We start from the raw sequence: 17252 nt of genomic DNA, 5'->3' as shown, positions 1-17252 counted from the left end.
GGGCGGGGCGGTGGCGCGGAGCCGGAGGCGCCGTACGCGGTGCGGATCGACCGGCGTACGCGGCGTGATCAGGTGGCGTCGGGGTCGAACGGGGGGCGCTCGCCGGGCGCCAGCGGGGCGCCGGTGGAGGCGGCGGCCGGCTCGGACTTCTCGAAGCTGACGCTGCCGCTGCGGCCGTTGACCGGCGCCGCGGGCTTGTCGTCCAGGACCGAGCGGATGTCCAGCGAGTCCTTCATCTCCTTGAGGCCCAGCGGGTCGTCCTGGCCGCCCATGAGCTGCTTGCGGACGAAGGTCTTCGGGTTCAGGTCCTCGAACTCGAAGTCCTGGAACTCGGGGCCGAGCTCGCTGCGGATGTCCTCCTTCGCGTTGTCGGCGAAGGAACGGATCTTCCGGATGAAGCCCATGGTGTCCTGGATCAATTTCGGCAGTTTGTCCGGGCCGAAGATGATGATCGCCATCACGGCAAGCGTCAGGAGCTCCAGCCCACCCACGTCGCTGAACACCTTTGCTCCCTAGCTCGTCGGACGACGGTTCCTACAGGGTAATGGCCACCGGCGAGTCCCTGGTCCACGCTGGGATGAAGCCGTGGTAAAGACCTGCCGGTGGCCGAGGCCGTCCGGACCGGAACACCGGTGTCCGTCGAGGGCCGCTCTAGCGGGTCTGCTGGCGCAGTGCGGCGGGGCCCCCGGGGTAGCGCTCCGGGTAGCCCGGCGGGGTCGCCTCGCGGGTCGCGGCGACCGGGCGGCCCGGGAAGTCCACCGGGACCTGCGCGTTCATCGGGACGAGTCCGCCGCCCCGGCCGGTGCCGGCACCGGGCGGGCTGACGGTGGTGCCGTGGCGCTCCTCGCCCTGGGTGCTGAGCCCGCCGACGCCGCCGAGCGTCACCGCGGCGACGGAGAAGGCGCCCGCGGCCGCGAACACCAGCCGGCGTCCGCGCGCGGGAGGGCGCACGACGGCCGCGGAGGGCTGCGGACGGGCCGGGGCGGCGGTGGGCTCGGGACGGGCCGCGCGCCGGCCCATGAGCGGCCGCAGCACCGCGCCGCGCCCGAAGGCGCGCGGGTCCACCCCGGGCAGCGGGGCGCCGGCGCCGAGCGCGCCCGCGCCGAAGGAGGCCCCGGCACCGCGGCCGAAGGAGCCGCCGTCGAGCCGGCTGCCGCCGAGCGTGCCGGTGGCCGCGACCCCGCCACCGGGCAGGTCGTCGTCGTCATCGCGGCGGCCGCGTCCGGTCGGCCGGTCGCGGTCCGCCGGGGCGTCCTCGGGGAGGTTTCCGACGGCCATCAGGCGGGCCATCAGCGCGGAGGACGGGCCGGGGGTGCCGGTGCGGGTCAGCATGTGCTTGACGGCGCGGCCCTCGTCGGCCTCGGCGAGGCACTGGGGGCAGGTCGCCAGGTGGGCCTGGACGCGGTCGCGCGAGTCGTGGCCGAGTTCGCCGTCCAGGAAGGCGGAGAGGCGCTCGCCCAGGTGGTGCTCCTCGGCGGCGGGCGCGGTGGGGCGGACGGGAAGCGCGTGCAGCGCCGTGTCCGCGGGCAGTGCCACCGCGGGCAGCACGGGCTCACCGGGTTCGTCGGCTCCGCGACGGCCCGGCAGGGCCCAGCCCCGTCGGGTCAGGGACCGGTCGGACGCATCCGAACGATCCGAACCGGACCGGCTGGTTCCGCTCACGATCGCCTCCGTCCGCGCCCACCGGGCGCGACCGCGGCCTCGACCACACCGACGCCGACCGGCACCGGCTCCTCCGAGCCGCCGCGGCGCTCACGGCCGGGGGCCGAGCCGGGGGCGCGGTGCTTGAGCGCGGCGCGCAGGTGCGAGCGGCCGCGGTGGATGCGGCTGCGGACGGTGCCGAGCTTGACGCCCAGCGTGGCGGCGATCTCCTCGTAGGACAGGCCCTCGATGTCGCAGAGCACCACGGCGGCCCGGAACTCCGGCGCGAGGGTGTCCAGCGCCTGCTGGACGTCGGCGTCGAAGTGGGTGTCGCTGAAGTGCTGGGCCGGGCTGGGCTCGCGGGAGGCGAGCCGCTCGGCCGCGTCCTCGCCGAGCGCGTCGAAGCGGATGCGCTGGCGGCGGCGGACCATGTCCAGGAAGAGGTTGGTGGTGATCCGGTGCAGCCAGCCCTCGAACGTGCCGGGGGTGTAGGTCGACAGCGAACGGAACACCCGGACGAAGACCTCCTGGGTGAGGTCCTCGGCGTCGTGCTGGTTGCCCGTCAGACGGTAGGCGAGCCGGTAGACGCGGGCGCTGTGCGCCTCGACGATCTCCTCCCAGGTGGGCGGAGTCCAGGTCTGCGCGTCGGGACCTTCGGTGAAGGTCGCGAGGGCGGGGGCCTCGGTGGCACCGTCGGTCGGCGTGGCGGCCGCGGGCTGGTCCAGGTCGGAGTGCGCAGGCTGGTTCATCACGGGCTTCGGCGTACGGGCCGACGCGGTGCCGCGGGAGTGCCGCCGCACAGGGACGTCGCCCTCGGCCACACCTCCTCGGTCGGCTCTTCTGCCCAGCAGGGCCACCACCATATCCACCTCACCCGTCAAGCCCGGATAAAAGTGCCCGGGAGGCCTTCCGCACCCGGTCCGTCCTGACAACGGCCCGCCGCCGTACGCGGTTCCCGGTCGGCCAGTAATCTGTGCCAGGAAATATCGACATCCCTCGGCACCGGGCTGCCGCCCGGCGCTCCGAAAGAGGCAGCCATCAGCGAATTCGGGCCCGCACGTGCGGCCCTCGCCGACACCTTCGTGAGCGAGGACGCGGTGCTGACCTACGCCCGGGCCCAGTCCGCGCGGACCGGGATAAAGGCGATCGGGCCGAGCGGCGGGGCGTGCCTGCGGCTGCTGGCCGCCGCGCTGGACGCCAAGGCGGTCGCCGAGATCGGCACCGGCACCGGGGTATCAGGGGTCTACCTGCTGCGCGGGATGCGGCCGGACGGCGTGCTCACCACGGTGGACTCCGAACCGGTGCGCCAGCAGCTGGCCCGCGAGGCGTACCAGGCGGCCGGGTTCGCGGCCAACCGCTCCCGGTTCATACCGGGCCGGGCCCTGGAGGTGCTGCCCCGGCTCGCCGACGGCCAGTACGACCTGGTGTTCTGCGACGGCGACCCGGTCGAGTCCTGCGAGTACCTGCTGGAGGCGCTGCGGCTGCTGCGGCCGGGCGGGATGGTCTGCTTCGAGGGGGTCTTCCAGGAGGGCAGGCTGGCCGAACCGGAGCTCCAGGACCCGCAGACCGGCGCCGTCCGGGACCTGGTCCGGGACGTGCGGGAGAGCGAGGCCCTGCTGCCGGCCCTGCTGCCGGTGTCGGACGGGCTGCTCTGCGCCATCAAGCGCTGAGCCCGGCGCCATCGAGCGCCGAGCCCGGCGCCCCGCGGGGACCGGGCCCGGAAAACGTGCGGACCCGGGCCGACATGACGTCGTACCCGGGCCCGGCAGCACATCTCCAGGAGATGGCGAGCACCTGCTGCGGTCAGCCGCAGGCCTTCTTCAGGGCCTCGCCGAGGGCGTCGGCCTCGTCAGGCGTGAGCTCCACCACAAGGCGTCCGCCGCCTTCGAGCGGAACGCGCATGATGATGCCCCGCCCCTCTTTGGTGACTTCGAGCGGGCCGTCACCCGTCCGCGGCTTCATGGCCGCCATGCTCGTTCCCCTTCCTGCAACCGCTCAGCTACGCACCGGCAGTCCGTCCACCGCCGGTATCGAACGCATTGATCGGAAGCCATTATCCCGCATGCCACGGGCTGATGACCAACATCACTCTCGGTGCAACCACGGCCGGACCGCCCCCAACCGCCGCAAACCGCGTCATAAGCCCCGGCGTGGCGGCGGCACGGACAGCACCGGAAGGTGCGATACCTCACACTCCCCAGGCCCCCGTGTGCTCCGGCATCCTGACACACACGACCGACACCGCCTCGACCCCGGGAGCCCTCACCCATGTCCGATTCCGTGCTGTACGAGCTGGACGGCGGCCTGGCCGTCCTCACCATCAACCGCCCGGAGGCGATGAACGCGCTCGACGTCGCCACCAAGATCGCGCTGCGCGACGCCGTGACCGCCGCGGCCGCGGACCCGGCGGTGCGGGCCGTCCTGCTGACCGGGGCGGGCGAGCGGGCCTTCTGCGTCGGCCAGGACCTGAACGAGCACCTGACCCTGCTGAAGCGGGCCGAGGAGACCGGCGAGGGCGCGCTGCGGACCGTCGCCGAGCACTACAACCCGCTGGTGCGGGCGCTGGCCGGGATGCGCAAGCCGACCGTCGCCGCGGTCGGCGGGGTGGCGGCCGGAGCCGGCGCCTCGCTCGCCTTCGCCTGCGACTTCCGCTTCCTGTCCGACCGGGCCGGCTTCAACACCGCCTTCGCCGGGATCGGGCTGACCGCCGACTCGGGCGCCTCCTGGACGCTGCCCCGGCTGGTCGGGCACGCCAGGGCCACCGAGCTGCTGATGCTTCCCCGGACGGTCAAGGCCGCCGAGGCGATGGAGCTGGGCCTGGCCACCAAGGTGGTGCCGGCCGAGGAACTCGCCGCCACCGCCCGGGCCTTCGCCCGCGAGCTGGCCGAGGGCCCGACCGTCGCCTACGGCGCCATCAAGGAGTCGCTGGCGTACGGCGCCTCCCACTCGCTGGACGAACTCCTCGACAAGGAGGACGAGTTGCAGACGCTGGCGGGCGAGAGCGAGGACCACCGGATCGCGGTGCGCGCCTTCATCGCCAAGGAGAAGCCGAAGTACCTGGGCCGCTGAGGCGCGCGGGGGCCGACCACCCGGCCCCGCGCCGGCGGTCAGCCCTTGGCGCCGGTGCGGACGTGGCAGTCCGCCAGGTGGTCGTCGACCAGCCCGCAGGCCTGCATCAGGGCGTAGGCGGTGGTCGGGCCGACGAAGCGGAAGCCCTCCTTCTTCAGCGCCTTCGCCAGCGCCGTCGACTCCGGCGTGACGGCCGGCACCTCGCTCAGCGTGCGGGGGGCCGGCCGGTCCGGCTCGGCGGCGAACCGCCAGATCAGCGCGTCCAGGCCGCCCTCCAGATCGCGGGCGACCCGCGCGTTGGCGATCGCCGCCTCGATCTTGGCCCGGTTGCGGATGATGCCGGCGTCGGCGAGCAGGCGCTCCTTGTCCGCCTCGCCGAACTCGGCGACCTCGGCGATCTCGAAGCCCGCGAACGCGGCCCGGAAGCCCTCGCGGCGGCGCAGGATGGTCAGCCAGGACAGGCCGGACTGGAAGGCCTCCAGGCAGACCCGCTCGAACAGCGCGTCGTCGCCGTGCACCGGACGGCCCCACTCGGTGTCGTGGTAGACCCGGTAGTCGTCGGTGGAATCGCCCCAGGCGCAGCGGCGCAGCCCGTCCGCACCGAGCACCGCGCCCTCGACCTCACCACTCATGCGCACCCGTTCACTTGTCGGCCCCCGGCTTCGCGTCCTCGGGGGTCTGCTCCCCGGCCGGCTGCTTGGCGAGCACCACGGCCGGCTCGACCACCTGGGCGAACTCCTCCAGGCCGGGCAGCGGCTCGGCCGCCGGGTCGGGGGCGGTGGTCGCCTCGACCGCGCCGCGCAGGTGGGCGGCGGCCTCCAGCTCGGCGATCCGCGCGTCGCGGTAGGCGAGTTCGGCGCCGAGGCGGTCCAGGACGTCGTCCACCTCGTCCATCCGGTAGCCGCGCAGCGCCATCGGCAGGCGCAGCTCGTCCACGTCCGCCTTGCCCAGCGGGCGGTCCTGCGGCAGTCGCGCGGAGATGCGGTCCGGTACCGCCTCCGGCATCGACCCACCCCCACCCAGCGCCACCAGGGCGGCACCACCGACCACCACGGCCATGGCGACCACGATCACCCAGAACACGAGCTGTCCTCCCGAACTCCCGGCCGGTCCGCTATGTGGTGGCAGGTAACCACACTGATCATGACAGCATGGTCCCTTAGTGAGGCCGGGGGCCATCATCGCACCCGCAGGAGCTGTGGAGGAGACATCGGTGGCACTGCGCCTGGGACCGCGGGAATTCGGTGACGACGAGCTGGTGATCATGGCGATCGTCAACCGGACGCCGGACTCGTTCTTCGACAAGGGCGCGACCTTCGCCGACCAGGCCGCCTTCGCCGCCGCGGACCGGGCGATGGCCGAGGGCGCGGCGATCCTGGACATCGGCGGGGTGAAGGCCGGGCCGGGAGACGAGGTCACGGTCGAGGAGGAACTGCGGCGCACCGTGCCCTTCGTGGCCGAGCTGCGCAAGCGCCACCCCGAGGCGGTCATCAGCGTGGACACCTGGCGGCACGAGGTCGGCGAGGCGGTCTGCGAGGTGGGCGCGGACCTGCTGAACGACGCCTGGGGCGGGGTGGACCCGGAGCTCGCCGAGGTGGCCGCCCGGTACGACGCCGGGCTGGTCTGCACCCACGCCGGCGGCGCCGAACCCCGCACCCGGCCGCACCGGGTCGGGTACGAGGACGTGATGGCGGACATCCTGCGGGTGACCGTGGGACTGGCCGAGCGCGCGGTGGAGCTCGGCGTGCGGCGGGACGCGGTGGTCATCGACCCGGGGCACGACTTCGGCAAGAACACCCGGCACTCGCTGGAGGCCACCCGGCGGCTGCCGGAGATGACCGCGACCGGCTTCCCGGTGCTGGTCTCGCTCTCCAACAAGGACTTCGTCGGCGAGACCCTGGACAAGCCGGTGAACGAGCGGCTGCTCGGCACCCTGGCCACCACCGCGGTCTCGGCCTGGCTGGGCGCGCGGATCTACCGGGTGCACCAGGTCGCGGAGACCCGCCAGGTGCTGGACATGGTCGCCTCGATCCGGGGCACCCGCGCCCCGGCGGTCGCCCGCCGGGGGCTGGCCTAGACCCCGGCCGGGCCGGGGCCTGCCCGCTGGTCCGGCCGACGGGGCGGCCGGGCGGCGGGGCTAGATCTCGCCGGCGGGCCGGCGGGCGTCGGCGAGGATCTTCATGACCTCGTCGATCTCGTCGGTGATGTGGAACAGCTCCAGGTCGTGCGGGGCCGCCTTGCCCTGCGCGACCAGGGTGTTCTTCAGCCACTCGTAGAGGCCGCCCCAGTAGGCGCTGCCGTAGAGGATCACCGGGAAGCGGGTGACCTTCTTCGTCTGCACCAGGGTGAGCGCCTCGAACAGTTCGTCCAGCGTGCCGAGGCCGCCGGGCAGGACCACGAAGCCCTGGGCGTACTTCACGAACATCGTCTTGCGGACGAAGAAGTAGCGGAAGTTCAGACCGAGGTCGACGAACTCGTTGAGGCCCTGCTCGAAGGGCAGCTCGATGCCGAGCCCGACGCTGAGGCCGCCGGCCCCGGAGGCGCCGCGGTTGGCGGCCTCCATCGCGCCCGGGCCGCCGCCGGTGATCACCGCGTAGCCGGCCTCGACGAGGGCCCGTCCGATCTCCACGCCCGCCTGGTACTCGGGCGAGTCGACCGGGGTCCGGGCGGAGCCGAAGACGCTGATCGCGGGCGGGAGTTCGGCGAGGGCGCCGAAGCCCTCGACGAACTCGGAGGTGATCCGCAGGACCCGCCACGGGTCGGTGTGCAGCCAGTCGGTGGGGCCGGTGGTGTCCAGCAGGCGCTGGTCCGTGGTGCTCGTGCCGACCTGGTCCCGGCGCACCAGCACCGGGCCCTTCTGCTTCTCGGGCCAGGCCTTCTTCTTCCGCGGCACCCCGACCTGCTCGGGACCGTGACCGTAGTGCTTCTCGTCTCCTGTGCCTGTCATGACGAAACCCTACGCCGATCTTCCCCCGTTTTCAGGCAACGGGGGAAGGTCGGTTGAGCAACCGGAAGGTGGCGTTCGGCCGCTGATCGTACGAGCTGAGCCGCGCGCGGCTCAGCTGGTCAGCCAGGCGCGCAGCCGCTCCTCGACCTCGGCGATGGCGCTCAGCGAGCAGTGCTCCTCGCGCTTGTGCGCCAGGTTCGGGTCCCCGGGGCCGTAGTTGACGGCCGGGACGCCGAGCGCGCTGAAGCGGGCGACGTCGGTCCAGCCGAACTTGGCCCGGGCCTGGCCGCCGGTGGCCGCCAGGAAGGCCTGGGCGGCCGGCTGGGCGAGTCCGGGCAGGGCGCCAGCGGCGAAGTCGGTGACGGTGAGCTCGAAGCCGTCGAAGACCTCGCGCACGTGCTTCTCCGCGTCGGCCTCGCTGCGGTCCGGCGCGTAGCGGAAGTTGACCGTGACGACGCACTCGTCCGGGATCACGTTGCCGGCCACGCCGCCGTCGATCCGGACCGCGTTCAGGCCCTCGCGGTACTCCAGGCCGTCGATCTCCACCCGGCGCGGCCGGTAGTCCGCGAGCCGGGTGAGCACCTCGGCGGCGTGGTGGATGGCGTTGTCGCCGAGCCAGCTGCGGGCCGCGTGGGCGCGCACGCCGGTGAGCCGCACCTGCGCCCGCAGGGTGCCCTGGCAGCCGCCCTCGACCATGCCGCCGCTGGGCTCCATCAGCACCGCGAAGTCGCCGGCCAGCCACTGCGGGTGGTCCTCGGCGAGGTGGCCCAGGCCGTTGCGGTGGGCCTCCACCTCCTCGCAGTCGTAGAAGACGAAGGTGAGGTCGCGGTTGGGCTCGGCGAGCGTGGCGGCCAGGCGCAGCTGGACGGCCACGCCGGACTTCATGTCCGAGGTGCCGCAGCCGTAGAGCAGGTCGCCCTCGACGTACGAGGGGAGGTTGTCGGCGATCGGCACGGTGTCCAGGTGGCCGGCCAGGACGACGCGCTCGGCCCGGCCCAGGTTCGTCCGGGCGACCACGTTGTTGCCGTGGCGGTCCACGGTGAGGTGCGGGTAGCCGCGCAGCGCGGCCTCCACGGCGTCGGCGAGCGCCTGCTCGTCGCCGCTCACCGAGGGGAAGTCGACGAGGCGGGCGGTCAGCGCGCCGCCGTCGAGAGTGAGGTCCAGGGGCGTCGGGTTCGGGCTGCTCATGGGCGCCAGCCTAGTCCGCGGCCCGGTGCGGGCCGGTGCGGCCGCCCGGTGACACGGAGCGGCCCCCGCCGTCCCCGGGGGCGGCGCCCTGACGGCGAGTGGGCGGCGAGTGGGCGGGCAACGGCAACCGGGAGGCGCCGCACATCCGTCCGAGTGGGTACGGTGTCGGATCAAGGAGCAGGCGCGAGAGGGGCGACGGTGGCCAGGAGAAGGAGCAGCGAGGAGCTGGGCGACGAAGGGGAGCCCACTCGCCGCCGCGGGCCGCTGCGCGCCCTGCTGATGGTGATCGTCGGGCTGCTCGGCCTGGCCCTGGTCGCCGGTCTGGCCGTGGTCGGGATCTGGTGGTTCGGCTTCAAGCCGGGCGCGTCCGAGGAGTGCACGGTGAAGACCGCGGCGGGCAGCGGCACGCTGGAGCTGCCGCAGGCCGCCAACGCCGCGACGATCGCCGCGGTGGCGCGCTCGCGCGGGCTGCCGGACCGGGCCACCACGATCTCGTTGGCGACCGCCATGCAGGAGTCCAAGCTGCGCAACCTGGCGGGCGGCGACCGGGACTCGATCGGCCTCTTCCAGCAGCGGCCGTCGATGGGCTGGGGCACCCCGGCGCAGATCTCGGACCCGGTGTACGCGACCAACAAGTTCCTGGACGGCCTGGTCAAGGTCCCCGGCTACACCCGGATGCCGCTGACCGACGCCGCGCAGACGGTGCAGAAGAGCGGCTACCCGCAGGCCTACGCCAAGCACGAGACCAAGGCGACCCTGCTCACCTCGGCGCTGGCCGGCCGGGAGCCCGCCTCGTTCTCCTGCGTGGTGCACGACTACGCCAAGCCGGATCCGGCGGACTCCGCCTCCGCCTCCCCGGGCGCGACCCCGGGCGCCACCGCGACCCCGGCCGCGGCGCCGGACCGGGCCCAGGTGCTGTCCGACCGGGTGCGCCGGGAGTTCGGCCGCACGGTGACGCCGGCGACCGGCTACACCTCGACCATCAAGGGCGCCGAGAACGCCGTCTCGCTGACCCCCGACCCGGCCACCGCCGCGCTGACCTCCTCCTCGGACGCGGGGGCGGACGGCGGAGCGGTCGCCGAGCGGGCGAGCGGCTGGGAGGTCGCCCACTGGGCGGTCGCCCAGGCCCAGCAGCTGGGCATCGCGACGGTCGCCTACGACGGGAAGATCTGGCGCAAGTCCAAGTCCGAGGACGGCTGGCAGAGCCAGACCTCGGGCACCTCGACCAAGCTCGTCCAGGTCACTCTGGCCCCGGCCGACAAGGGCTGACGCACTGGTGTTCGGGTTGCCGCCGGTCGGGTGATTCCGGTCAACCCCGGTGGACCGACTCCCCGTTCCGGCGAACCGGGATGGAGAACCGTCACTGCCCTTGGCCGGGGCCGGTTCGGCGACGTCCGACCGGGCCCGGCGGGCACCCCTGTCGTGGTCGTACGATCCGATGATCGGCCAGGAAGCTTCCTTGCACCGGCCGAAACCTTCTGGCTTCTCAAGCGGTAACAACGTCGTCCGCCCGATCGGCCACACCCGGCCCCCGGGGCGGACGGGACGGACCCAGACCCCTTCGAGGAGCCCCATGTCTCACCCCCTCACGCGCCGGATCGCCCAGGCCGCGCTCGTCGTGGCCGCCGGAGCGACCCCGCTGCTCGCCGCCGGCTCCGCGTCCGCCCTGGGCGGAGACGCCCTGCTGCCCAAGAGCGACCTCGCGGCACCGCTGGGCCAGCTGACCAACACCGACACCGGCTCCACCCTCCAGCACACCACCCACCAGCTCGGCCAGGCCGCCGGCACCACCGGTGCGGCCACCGTCGCCGCGGGCGTACCGGCCTCCGCCGACGCCGCCGGCAACATCGTCGCCCAGCAGCTGCCCGAGGCCAACGAGAAGGCCGGCTCGCTGACCGCCCCGGTCGACCAGACCGCCGCGACGGCCGGCCAGCTCTCCTCGGTCACCCCGAAGGTCACCTCGGCCCTGGCCGGCAAGCTCGGCGAGGCCGTCACCGGCAGGAGCACGGCCACCCGCAGCGCCACCGCCGGCACCGGCCCGCTCGACGGGCTCACCTCGGGCCCGGTCACCCAGACCCTGCCGGCCGCCGGGACCCTCACCGGCGCCGTCCCCGGCGGCACCGCCGTCGCCGACGCCCTGCCCGTCGGCGCGGTGCAGCGCGCGCTGCCGCTCGGCTCCGTCGAGCAGGCCCTGCCGGCCGACCTGCCCGCCACCGACGTGCTCGGCCTGGCCGAGCACGGGTCGGCCAACCGCCTCGGCGGTGCCGACCTCGGCTCGAACAGCCCGCTGTCCGGCCTGACCGGCGCGCTCGGCCCGCTCGGCGGCCTGCTGGGCAGCCTCAACGGCGGCGGCCTCAACGGCCTGCCGCTGTAACCCCCGCCTCCGCGGAGAACCCCGAAGGGGGCCGGTGTCCGTGACACCGGCCCCCTTCGCCGTACGGTCGTCCGGGTGCGGTCAGCGCGCCGCGCCCAGCCGCTCCACGGCCGCGGCGACCCGCTCGTCGGTCGCCGTGAACGCGACCCGCACGAAGCGGTCGCCGGCCGGCCCGTAGAAGTCGCCGGGCGCCACCAGGATGCCCAGCCCGGCCAGTTCGGCCACCGTCTCCCAGCACGGGCGGTCCTGGGTCGCCCACAGGTAGAGGCTCGCCTCGGAGTGCTCGATCCGGAAGCCATACGCCTCCAGCGCCGCCCGCAGGGCCGAGCGCCGGGCCGCGTACCGCTCGCGCTGCTCGGCCACGTGCGCGTCGTCCGCGAGCGCGGCGACCGTCGCCGCCTGGACCGGCGCCGGCACGATCATGCCGCCGTGCTTGCGCACCTCCAGCAGCTCCTTGACCACCACCGGGTCGCCCGCCACGAAGGAGGCGCGGTAGCCGGCCAGGTTGGAGCGCTTGGAGAGCGAGTGCACGGCCAGCAGGCCCTCGTGGCCGTCGCCGCAGACGTCCGGGTGCAGGACCGAGACCGGGTCGGCCTCCCAGCCCAGCTCCAGGTAGCACTCGTCGCTGACCAGCAGGGCCCGGTGCTCCCGGGCCCACTCGACGGCGCGGCGCAGCTCGTCCGCGCCCAGCACCCGGCCGGTCGGGTTGGACGGCGAGTTCACCCAGAGCAGGCGCACCCGGGAGCCGTCCAGCTCGTCCACCGAGTCGTACTCGACCGGCTCGGCGCCGCACAGCCGGGCGCCCACCTCGTAGGTCGGGTAGGCCAGGCGCGGGTAGGCGACCTGGTCGCCGGGGCCGAGGCCGAGCTGGGTCGGCAGCCAGGCCACCAGCTCCTTGGAGCCGACGGTCGGCAGCACGGCCTGCGGGCCGATCCGCGCGCCGAGCCGGCGGTGCAGCCAGCCGGCGATCGCCTCGCGCAGCTCCGACGGCCCCCAGACGGTCGGGTAGCCGGGGGTGTCGGTGTGCGCGGCCAGCGCCTTCTGGACGACCTCGGGGACCGGGTCCACCGGGGTGCCGACGGAGAAGTCGCAGAGCCCGCCCGGGTGGGCCAGGGCGGTCGCCTTGTACGGTTCCAGCTTGTCCCAGGGAAAGACCGGGAGCTTGTCCGAAACGCGACGCGCCGCCCCCGGGTGGCCCGGGAACGGCGCGCGCGTGCTGTTGGTGCTCACAGCTGTTCTGCCACCGATCGTCAGTGGTCGGCGTTCTGCGGCGGCAGAGCGGCGATGAACGGGTGGTCACGCTCGATCAGGCCGAGCTTCGAGGCGCCACCGGGCGAACCCAGGTCGTCGAAGAACTCGACGTTCGCCTTGTAGTAGTCCTTCCACTCCTCCGGAGTGTCGTCCTCGTAGAAGATCGCCTCGACCGGGCAGACCGGCTCGCACGCGCCACAGTCGACACACTCATCCGGGTGGATGTAGAGCGATCGCTCGCCCTCGTAGATGCAGTCAACCGGGCACTCTTCGATGCACGCCTTGTCCTTCACGTCGACACAAGGCTGCGCGATGACGTAGGTCACGCTGTCGTTCCTCCTCGGAAGGGCCTGGTGGCCCGTTCTGTTCTGCTGCCGTGCGCGGTGAGCGCGGCGTCGTCGATGCCCGCCCCTAGTATCGCGGGTCGGAGACCGCAAATGCACAGGAGGTGGCCAGATGGCGACGGTCAACCCGGTCGGCGACCGTCCGGAGGTCCGGATAGATCGCTCTGACGTGGGACGACGCGTGTCGGTCCGACGCCTCGCGGAGTTCGTGGACGACCGGCCGGTGTTCCGGGATTCGATCGGCGTGCTCACATCGTGGGACGATCATGGGCTGACGATCGCCCCGCGTTCCGGCGATCCGGTGCACTTGCCGGAGAAGCTGCTGGTCGCGGGCAAGGTCGTGCCGCCGTTTCCGGTTCGGCGGGCCCCGTTGCCGGTCACCGCGCCGGTCGAACTGCAGCGGATCGCGGGCCGCGGCTGGCCGGCCGTCGAGCACGAGCCGCTCGGCGAGTGGACGCTGCGCGCCGCCGCCGGGTTCACCCGGCGGGCCAACTCCGTCCAGGCGCTCGGGGACCCGGGGCTGCCGCTGCCTCAGGCGCTGGCGGCCGTCCGCGCCTGGTACGCGGCGCGCGGGCTGCCCGCGTACGTCGAGGTGATCTCCCCCGGCTCGCCGACCGCGCTGGTCGCCGAACTCGACCGGCTCGGCGCCGGGTACGCGCCCACCCTGGTCCGCACCGCCCCGCTGGCCGGGCTCGCCCGGGTCGGCACCGGGCACGAGCGGGTCCGGCTGGCGCGGACCGCGGACGACCGGTGGCTGTCGGTGTACCGGCGGGTGAGCGGCGACCCGGCCGTCGAGGAGGCCGCCCGGCAGGTGCTGCACGGCGGGCCCTCCGTCTGGTTCGCCACCGTGCCGGGCGCCCCCGGGCAACCCCCGCTGGCGATCGGACGCTGCGTCGTCGAAGGGGACTGGGCCTGCTTCGGAGCGATCGAGGTCCAGCCGTACGCCCGGCGGGCCGGGCTGGCGACGGCGGTCATGGCGGTGCTCGCCTCGCGCGCGGCCGAGGAGGGGGCGAGGGGCGGGTACCTCCAGGTCGAGGCGGAGAACGCGGGGGCGATCGCGCTCTATGACGGACTCGGCTTCACGACCAGTCACACTTACCACTACGCCCTTCTTCCCCAGGGGTAGCCGCCGGGCCGTACCGTCCGACCGATCACCCGCCTGTCCGCCCGACCGTCCGTCCGCCGCCTTGTCCGTCCGCCGTACGAAAGCCGTCGCCGTCACCGTGACCGAGCAGAGCAGAGACCGCTTCCGGACCGCCGCCCGCGCCGAGCAGCCCGACCCGGTGCTGCTGTGCCTGCTCGCCGCCGCCGAGCACGGCATGGTGCCCGACCCCGGCGACCCCGGCGAGCCGCCCGGCGTGGACGCACTGCTCGCCGCCTGCGAGGCCGCGCTGGAGCGGCACGCGGCGGCCGTCCGGCAGGCCGTCGCCGAGCGGGCGCCCACCGGGCCGGAGGAGACGGCCGCCCTGCTCGCCGCGGTGCTCGGCGGACGGGAGCGCTTCCACGGACGGCAGTCGGACTACCGGCGCCTGGAGTCCTCGCTGCTGCCCGAGGTGCTGCGGCGGCGGCGCGGACTGCCGATCACGCTCTCGCTGGTGTGGACGGCGGTCGGGCGGCGCGCCGGGCTGACCGTCCACGGCATCGCGCTGCCCGGCCACTTCATCGTCGCGGTGGGCGGCCCGGCGGGCGGCGATGACTACGTCCTGGCCGACCCGTTCCACGGCGGGCGGCTGCTCGACCCGGAGGACGTCGAACGGCTGGTCGCCGCCGCCGGGCAGGAGTTCACCCCCGCCCTGCTCACCCCGGCCCAGCCGCTGGAGATCGTGCTGCGGGTGCTCGGCAACATCCGGGTCTGGGCCGCCGACCGCCCCGAGCACGCCCGCACCCAGCTGTGGGCCACCGAACTCTCCCTGCTGCTGCCCCGGCACCCGGCCCAGCTGCGCCTGGAACGGGCCGAACTCCTCGTCCGCACCGGGGACTTCCTCGGCGGATCGGCGGAGATGGACGCCTACGCGCAGATCCTGGACACCTTCGACCCGGACACCGCCGCCAAGGTCCGCCAGGAGGCCCGGGCGGCCCGGCACCGGCTCAACTGACCCGCCCGCCTACAGCCAGCCCTTCTCGCGGGCGATCCGCACCGCCTCGGTACGGTTGCGGGCCCCGGTCTTCTGGATCGCCATCGACAGGTAGTTGCGCACCGTCCCCTCGGACAGGTGCAGCCGCCGGGCGATGTCCGCGTTCACCGCGCCGTCGGCGGCCGCGCCCAGCACGTCCCGCTCGCGCGGGGTCAGCGGGTCGGCGCCCTCCGCCAGCGCGGCGGCGGCCAGCACCGGATCGATCACCCGCTCGCCGCGCAGCACCCGGCGGATCGCCTCCGCCAGCTCGGCGGCCGGCGCGTCCTTCACCAGGAAGGCGTCCGCGCCCGACTCCATCGCCCGGCGCAGGTAGCCGGGCCGGCCGAAGGTCGTCGCGATGACCACCTTCGTCCCGGGCGCCCGGCCGCGCAGCTCGGCGGCCGCCTCGATGCCCGTCATCCCCGGCATCTCGATGTCCAGCACGGCGACCTGCACGTCGTTCGCGAGCACCGCCGCCACCACCTCGTCCCCGCGGCCGACCTGCGCGACGACATCGATGTCCCCCTCCAGCCCGAGCAGCGCGGCCAGCGCCTCCCGGACCATCCCCTGGTCCTCGGCGAGCAGCACGCGGATCGAGGCCCCGTTGTCAGTGTCGTTCATGGCCACGACCTTAGGGCGTGCCCGGCGACGGCGACGGGCTTGTGTCTCCGGTAAGGGGAGGGTCCAGAGTGAGGTCCATGGACGGCAGCGACACGCTCTACTCGATCGGCGAGCTCGCCCGGCGCACCGGACTCACCGTCAAGGCCATCCGGTTCTACGCCGACACCGGCCTGGTGCCGCCCACCGACCGCACCGCGGCCGGCTACCGGCGGTACGACGTCCACGCGCTCGCCCGGCTGGACCTCGTCCGCACCCTGCGCGAACTCGGTCTCGACCTGCCCGCGATCCGCCGGGTGCTGGAGCGGGAGGCCCCGCTGCGGGAGGTCGCCGCCGCGCACGCCGAGGCGCTGGAGGTGCAGATCCGCACCCTCCGGCTGCGCCGGGCGGTGCTGCTCGCCGTCGCCCAACGCGGTTCCACACCCGAGGAGATGAGACTCATGCACAAGCTCGCCGCACTCTCCGACGCCGAACGCCGGCGCCTGATCCACGACTTCGTCGACGAGGTCTTCGGCGGCCTGGACGCCAACCCGGAGTTCGTCGCCATGATGCGCTCGGCCATGCCCGAACTGCCCGACGAGCCAAGGGCGGAGCAGGTCGAGGCCTGGGTGGAACTGGGCGAACTCGTCCAGGACCCGGACTTCCGCGCGGCGGTGCGCCGGATGGCCGAGCACCAGGCCGCCGAGCGCGCCGACGGGGACCGCACCGGCCTGCACGTCGAGCTCACCGGGACGGTGACCTCCCTGGTCCGGGCCGCACTGGCGGCCGGCGTCGCCCCCGCCTCCCCCGAGGCCGACCCCGTCGTCGCCGCCCTCGCCGCCGCCTACGCCGAGGCCTTCGACCGCCCGGACGACACCGCGCTGCGGCGGTGGCTGCTCGACCGCCTCGGAACGGCCGACGACCCCAGGGCCGAGCGCTACTGGCAGCTGATGGCGACCGTCAACGGCTGGCCGGTGCCGGAGAACCTGCGGGACGTATTCGAGTGGTTCACCGGGGCCCTGCGGGCCAGACTGTCGGAATGATCACTCTGGAACCGCTGCGCCCCGACCACGCCGAGGACCTGCTCGACTTCGAACGCGCCAACCGCGCCCACTTCGCCCGCAGCATCCCGGACCGCGGTGACGACTACTTCACCGGGTTCGCGGACCGCCACGCCGCCCTCCTCGCCGAACAGGCCGCGGGCACCTGCCGGTTCCACGTCGTCCGCGACGCGGCCGGCGAGCTGGTCGGCCGCGTCAACCTCGTCGACCTCGCCGACGGCGGCGCCGAGATCGGCTACCGGGTCGCCGAGTCCGCCGCCGGCCGCGGCGTCGCCACCGCCGCCGTCGCCGAGGCGTGCCGGCTCGCCGCCACCGCGTACGGACTGCGCTTCCTCACCGCCGTCACCACCCGCGACAACCCCGCCTCGCAGGCCGTCCTCGCCCGGAACGGCTTCGCGTTCCGGCACGAGTTCCTCCTCGGCGACCGCCCCGCCCTCGCCTACCGCCGCGACCTGACCGACCTCGGCTGAGGCACGCCGACGGGCGGACCCGGCAGTCCGGCGGGCAGGGCGACCGGCCGAAGGGCCCGTGCCGCGCCGGGGAGTACGGGAGCCGGGTGGAGCGGGGGGGCGGGCGGGCCCGGCGCCCCCCACCGCCGCCCCCCCCCGGGGGGCCCCACCCCGTCGGGGGGGGGGGTGGGGTGGGGTATAAAAAAAAACCAACCCC

General features: G+C 74.3%; 20 protein-coding genes. 9 read left to right on the top strand and 11 right to left on the bottom strand.

Annotated elements, in window-relative coordinates:
* Positions 1–68: 68 nt before the first annotated feature.
* The 3 genes from ACFVHV_RS09035 to sigE form a co-directional block, all read right to left on the bottom strand.
* Positions 69–503 carry a sec-independent translocase gene (locus ACFVHV_RS09035; protein WP_359903540.1) on the bottom strand — a complete coding sequence of 145 codons (435 nt, stop codon included), beginning with the start codon at positions 501–503 and terminating at the stop codon, positions 69–71.
* A gap of 148 nt (positions 504–651) precedes the next feature.
* The gene (locus tag ACFVHV_RS09030) at positions 652–1536 is read right to left on the bottom strand and encodes a zf-HC2 domain-containing protein (protein ID WP_359903543.1); all 885 of its coding nucleotides are present in this window, start codon (positions 1534–1536) and stop codon (positions 652–654) included.
* Positions 1537–1658: 122 nt separating this feature from the next.
* Positions 1659–2390, bottom strand: a complete 732-nt coding sequence (gene sigE, locus ACFVHV_RS09025; RefSeq protein WP_380350193.1) for an RNA polymerase sigma factor SigE — start codon at positions 2388–2390, stop codon at positions 1659–1661.
* 258 nt (positions 2391–2648) lie between these two features.
* Between sigE and ACFVHV_RS09020 the strand changes: the two genes are divergently transcribed.
* A complete protein-coding gene (locus ACFVHV_RS09020; protein ID WP_359903646.1) occupies positions 2649–3311 on the top strand; it encodes a class I SAM-dependent methyltransferase in 663 nt (220 codons plus the stop codon).
* 133 nt (positions 3312–3444) lie between these two features.
* Here the strand turns inward: ACFVHV_RS09020 and ACFVHV_RS09015 are convergent, their stop codons facing one another.
* Positions 3445–3612 (bottom strand): DUF3117 domain-containing protein, encoded by a 168-nt coding sequence (locus ACFVHV_RS09015; RefSeq protein WP_014137929.1) that lies wholly within the window; start codon positions 3610–3612, stop codon positions 3445–3447.
* Between the two features lie 297 nt (positions 3613–3909).
* On the opposite strand from ACFVHV_RS09015, the gene ACFVHV_RS09010 reads away from it, so the two are divergent.
* Positions 3910–4710 carry an enoyl-CoA hydratase-related protein gene (locus tag ACFVHV_RS09010; RefSeq protein WP_359903545.1) on the top strand — a complete coding sequence of 267 codons (801 nt, stop codon included), beginning with the start codon at positions 3910–3912 and terminating at the stop codon, positions 4708–4710.
* 38 nt (positions 4711–4748) lie between these two features.
* Here ACFVHV_RS09010 and ACFVHV_RS09005 read toward each other — a convergent pair whose 3' ends face one another.
* Both ACFVHV_RS09005 and ACFVHV_RS09000 read right to left on the bottom strand, forming a co-directional pair.
* A complete protein-coding gene (locus tag ACFVHV_RS09005) occupies positions 4749–5342 on the bottom strand; it encodes a DNA-3-methyladenine glycosylase I (RefSeq protein ID WP_359903548.1) in 594 nt (197 codons plus the stop codon).
* A 10-nt stretch (positions 5343–5352) separates the two neighbouring features.
* Positions 5353–5793: a DivIVA domain-containing protein gene (locus ACFVHV_RS09000; RefSeq protein WP_380350137.1), complete on the bottom strand. Its 441-nt coding sequence runs from the start codon at positions 5791–5793 to the stop codon at positions 5353–5355.
* A 181-nt stretch (positions 5794–5974) separates the two neighbouring features.
* Here ACFVHV_RS09000 and folP point away from each other — a divergent pair, with 181 nt between their 5' ends.
* Positions 5975–6787, top strand: coding sequence for a dihydropteroate synthase (gene folP, locus ACFVHV_RS08995; protein ID WP_359903648.1), 813 nt, complete (start codon positions 5975–5977; stop codon positions 6785–6787).
* Between the two features lie 60 nt (positions 6788–6847).
* Here the strand turns inward: folP and ACFVHV_RS08990 are convergent, their stop codons facing one another.
* On the bottom strand, positions 6848–7657 hold the full coding sequence (locus ACFVHV_RS08990; RefSeq protein ID WP_380350134.1) for a TIGR00730 family Rossman fold protein: 810 nt from the start codon (positions 7655–7657) through the stop codon (positions 6848–6850).
* Between the two features lie 111 nt (positions 7658–7768).
* On the bottom strand, positions 7769–8845 hold the full coding sequence (dapE, locus tag ACFVHV_RS08985) for a succinyl-diaminopimelate desuccinylase (RefSeq protein WP_359903555.1): 1077 nt from the start codon (positions 8843–8845) through the stop codon (positions 7769–7771).
* Between the two features lie 198 nt (positions 8846–9043).
* On the opposite strand from dapE, the gene ACFVHV_RS08980 reads away from it, so the two are divergent.
* Both ACFVHV_RS08980 and ACFVHV_RS08975 read left to right on the top strand, forming a co-directional pair.
* Positions 9044–10114 (top strand): hypothetical protein, encoded by a 1071-nt coding sequence (locus ACFVHV_RS08980; RefSeq protein ID WP_380350131.1) that lies wholly within the window; start codon positions 9044–9046, stop codon positions 10112–10114.
* 304 nt (positions 10115–10418) lie between these two features.
* Positions 10419–11219 carry a hypothetical protein gene (locus ACFVHV_RS08975; RefSeq protein ID WP_380350128.1) on the top strand — a complete coding sequence of 267 codons (801 nt, stop codon included), beginning with the start codon at positions 10419–10421 and terminating at the stop codon, positions 11217–11219.
* Between the two features lie 81 nt (positions 11220–11300).
* Here ACFVHV_RS08975 and dapC read toward each other — a convergent pair whose 3' ends face one another.
* Both dapC and fdxA read right to left on the bottom strand, forming a co-directional pair.
* On the bottom strand, positions 11301–12449 hold the full coding sequence (gene dapC / locus ACFVHV_RS08970; RefSeq protein WP_359903563.1) for a succinyldiaminopimelate transaminase: 1149 nt from the start codon (positions 12447–12449) through the stop codon (positions 11301–11303).
* A gap of 20 nt (positions 12450–12469) precedes the next feature.
* Positions 12470–12796: a ferredoxin gene (gene fdxA, locus ACFVHV_RS08965; RefSeq protein ID WP_030061559.1), complete on the bottom strand. Its 327-nt coding sequence runs from the start codon at positions 12794–12796 to the stop codon at positions 12470–12472.
* 199 nt (positions 12797–12995) lie between these two features.
* On the opposite strand from fdxA, the gene ACFVHV_RS08960 reads away from it, so the two are divergent.
* Together ACFVHV_RS08960 and ACFVHV_RS08955 are read left to right on the top strand one after the other, a co-directional pair.
* Entirely contained in the window at positions 12996–13940 is a 945-nt protein-coding gene (locus tag ACFVHV_RS08960; protein ID WP_380350125.1) for a GNAT family N-acetyltransferase, read from the top strand.
* Between the two features lie 97 nt (positions 13941–14037).
* Positions 14038–14910 carry a transglutaminase-like domain-containing protein gene (locus tag ACFVHV_RS08955; RefSeq protein WP_359903568.1) on the top strand — a complete coding sequence of 291 codons (873 nt, stop codon included), beginning with the start codon at positions 14038–14040 and terminating at the stop codon, positions 14908–14910.
* Between the two features lie 9 nt (positions 14911–14919).
* Here ACFVHV_RS08955 and ACFVHV_RS08950 read toward each other — a convergent pair whose 3' ends face one another.
* Positions 14920–15549 (bottom strand): response regulator, encoded by a 630-nt coding sequence (locus tag ACFVHV_RS08950; protein ID WP_380350122.1) that lies wholly within the window; start codon positions 15547–15549, stop codon positions 14920–14922.
* 77 nt (positions 15550–15626) lie between these two features.
* On the opposite strand from ACFVHV_RS08950, the gene ACFVHV_RS08945 reads away from it, so the two are divergent.
* Both ACFVHV_RS08945 and ACFVHV_RS08940 read left to right on the top strand, forming a co-directional pair.
* A complete protein-coding gene (locus ACFVHV_RS08945; RefSeq protein WP_359903611.1) occupies positions 15627–16568 on the top strand; it encodes a MerR family transcriptional regulator in 942 nt (313 codons plus the stop codon).
* On the top strand, positions 16565–17056 hold the full coding sequence (locus tag ACFVHV_RS08940; RefSeq protein ID WP_359903614.1) for a GNAT family N-acetyltransferase: 492 nt from the start codon (positions 16565–16567) through the stop codon (positions 17054–17056). Before ACFVHV_RS08945 ends, ACFVHV_RS08940 begins: the two co-directional genes overlap by 4 nt.
* The last annotated feature ends 196 nt before the right edge of the window (positions 17057–17252 follow it).

This window comes from Kitasatospora sp. NPDC127116, from assembly GCF_042677365.1.
Lineage (GTDB): Bacteria > Actinomycetota > Actinomycetes > Streptomycetales > Streptomycetaceae > Kitasatospora > Kitasatospora lactacystinica.
Note: the sequence above shows the minus strand (reverse complement) of the source record. Positions and strands in the feature narration are given on the sequence as shown.

Coding starts and splice junctions, on each gene's coding strand:
- sigE (WP_380350193.1), bottom strand. CDS start 2,390: ATGAACCAGCCTGCGCACTCCGACCTGGACCAGCCCGCGGCCGCCACG.
- ACFVHV_RS09015 (WP_014137929.1), bottom strand. CDS start 3,612: ATGGCGGCCATGAAGCCGCGGACGGGTGACGGCCCGCTCGAAGTCACC.
- ACFVHV_RS09010 (WP_359903545.1), top strand. CDS start 3,910: ATGTCCGATTCCGTGCTGTACGAGCTGGACGGCGGCCTGGCCGTCCTC.
- ACFVHV_RS09005 (WP_359903548.1), bottom strand. CDS start 5,342: ATGAGTGGTGAGGTCGAGGGCGCGGTGCTCGGTGCGGACGGGCTGCGC.
- folP (WP_359903648.1), top strand. CDS start 5,975: ATGGCGATCGTCAACCGGACGCCGGACTCGTTCTTCGACAAGGGCGCG.
- ACFVHV_RS08990 (WP_380350134.1), bottom strand. CDS start 7,657: ATGACAGGCACAGGAGACGAGAAGCACTACGGTCACGGTCCCGAGCAG.
- dapE (WP_359903555.1), bottom strand. CDS start 8,845: ATGAGCAGCCCGAACCCGACGCCCCTGGACCTCACTCTCGACGGCGGC.
- ACFVHV_RS08975 (WP_380350128.1), top strand. CDS start 10,419: ATGTCTCACCCCCTCACGCGCCGGATCGCCCAGGCCGCGCTCGTCGTG.
- ACFVHV_RS08950 (WP_380350122.1), bottom strand. CDS start 15,549: ATGAACGACACTGACAACGGGGCCTCGATCCGCGTGCTGCTCGCCGAG.
- ACFVHV_RS08945 (WP_359903611.1), top strand. CDS start 15,627: ATGGACGGCAGCGACACGCTCTACTCGATCGGCGAGCTCGCCCGGCGC.
- ACFVHV_RS08940 (WP_359903614.1), top strand. CDS start 16,565: ATGATCACTCTGGAACCGCTGCGCCCCGACCACGCCGAGGACCTGCTC.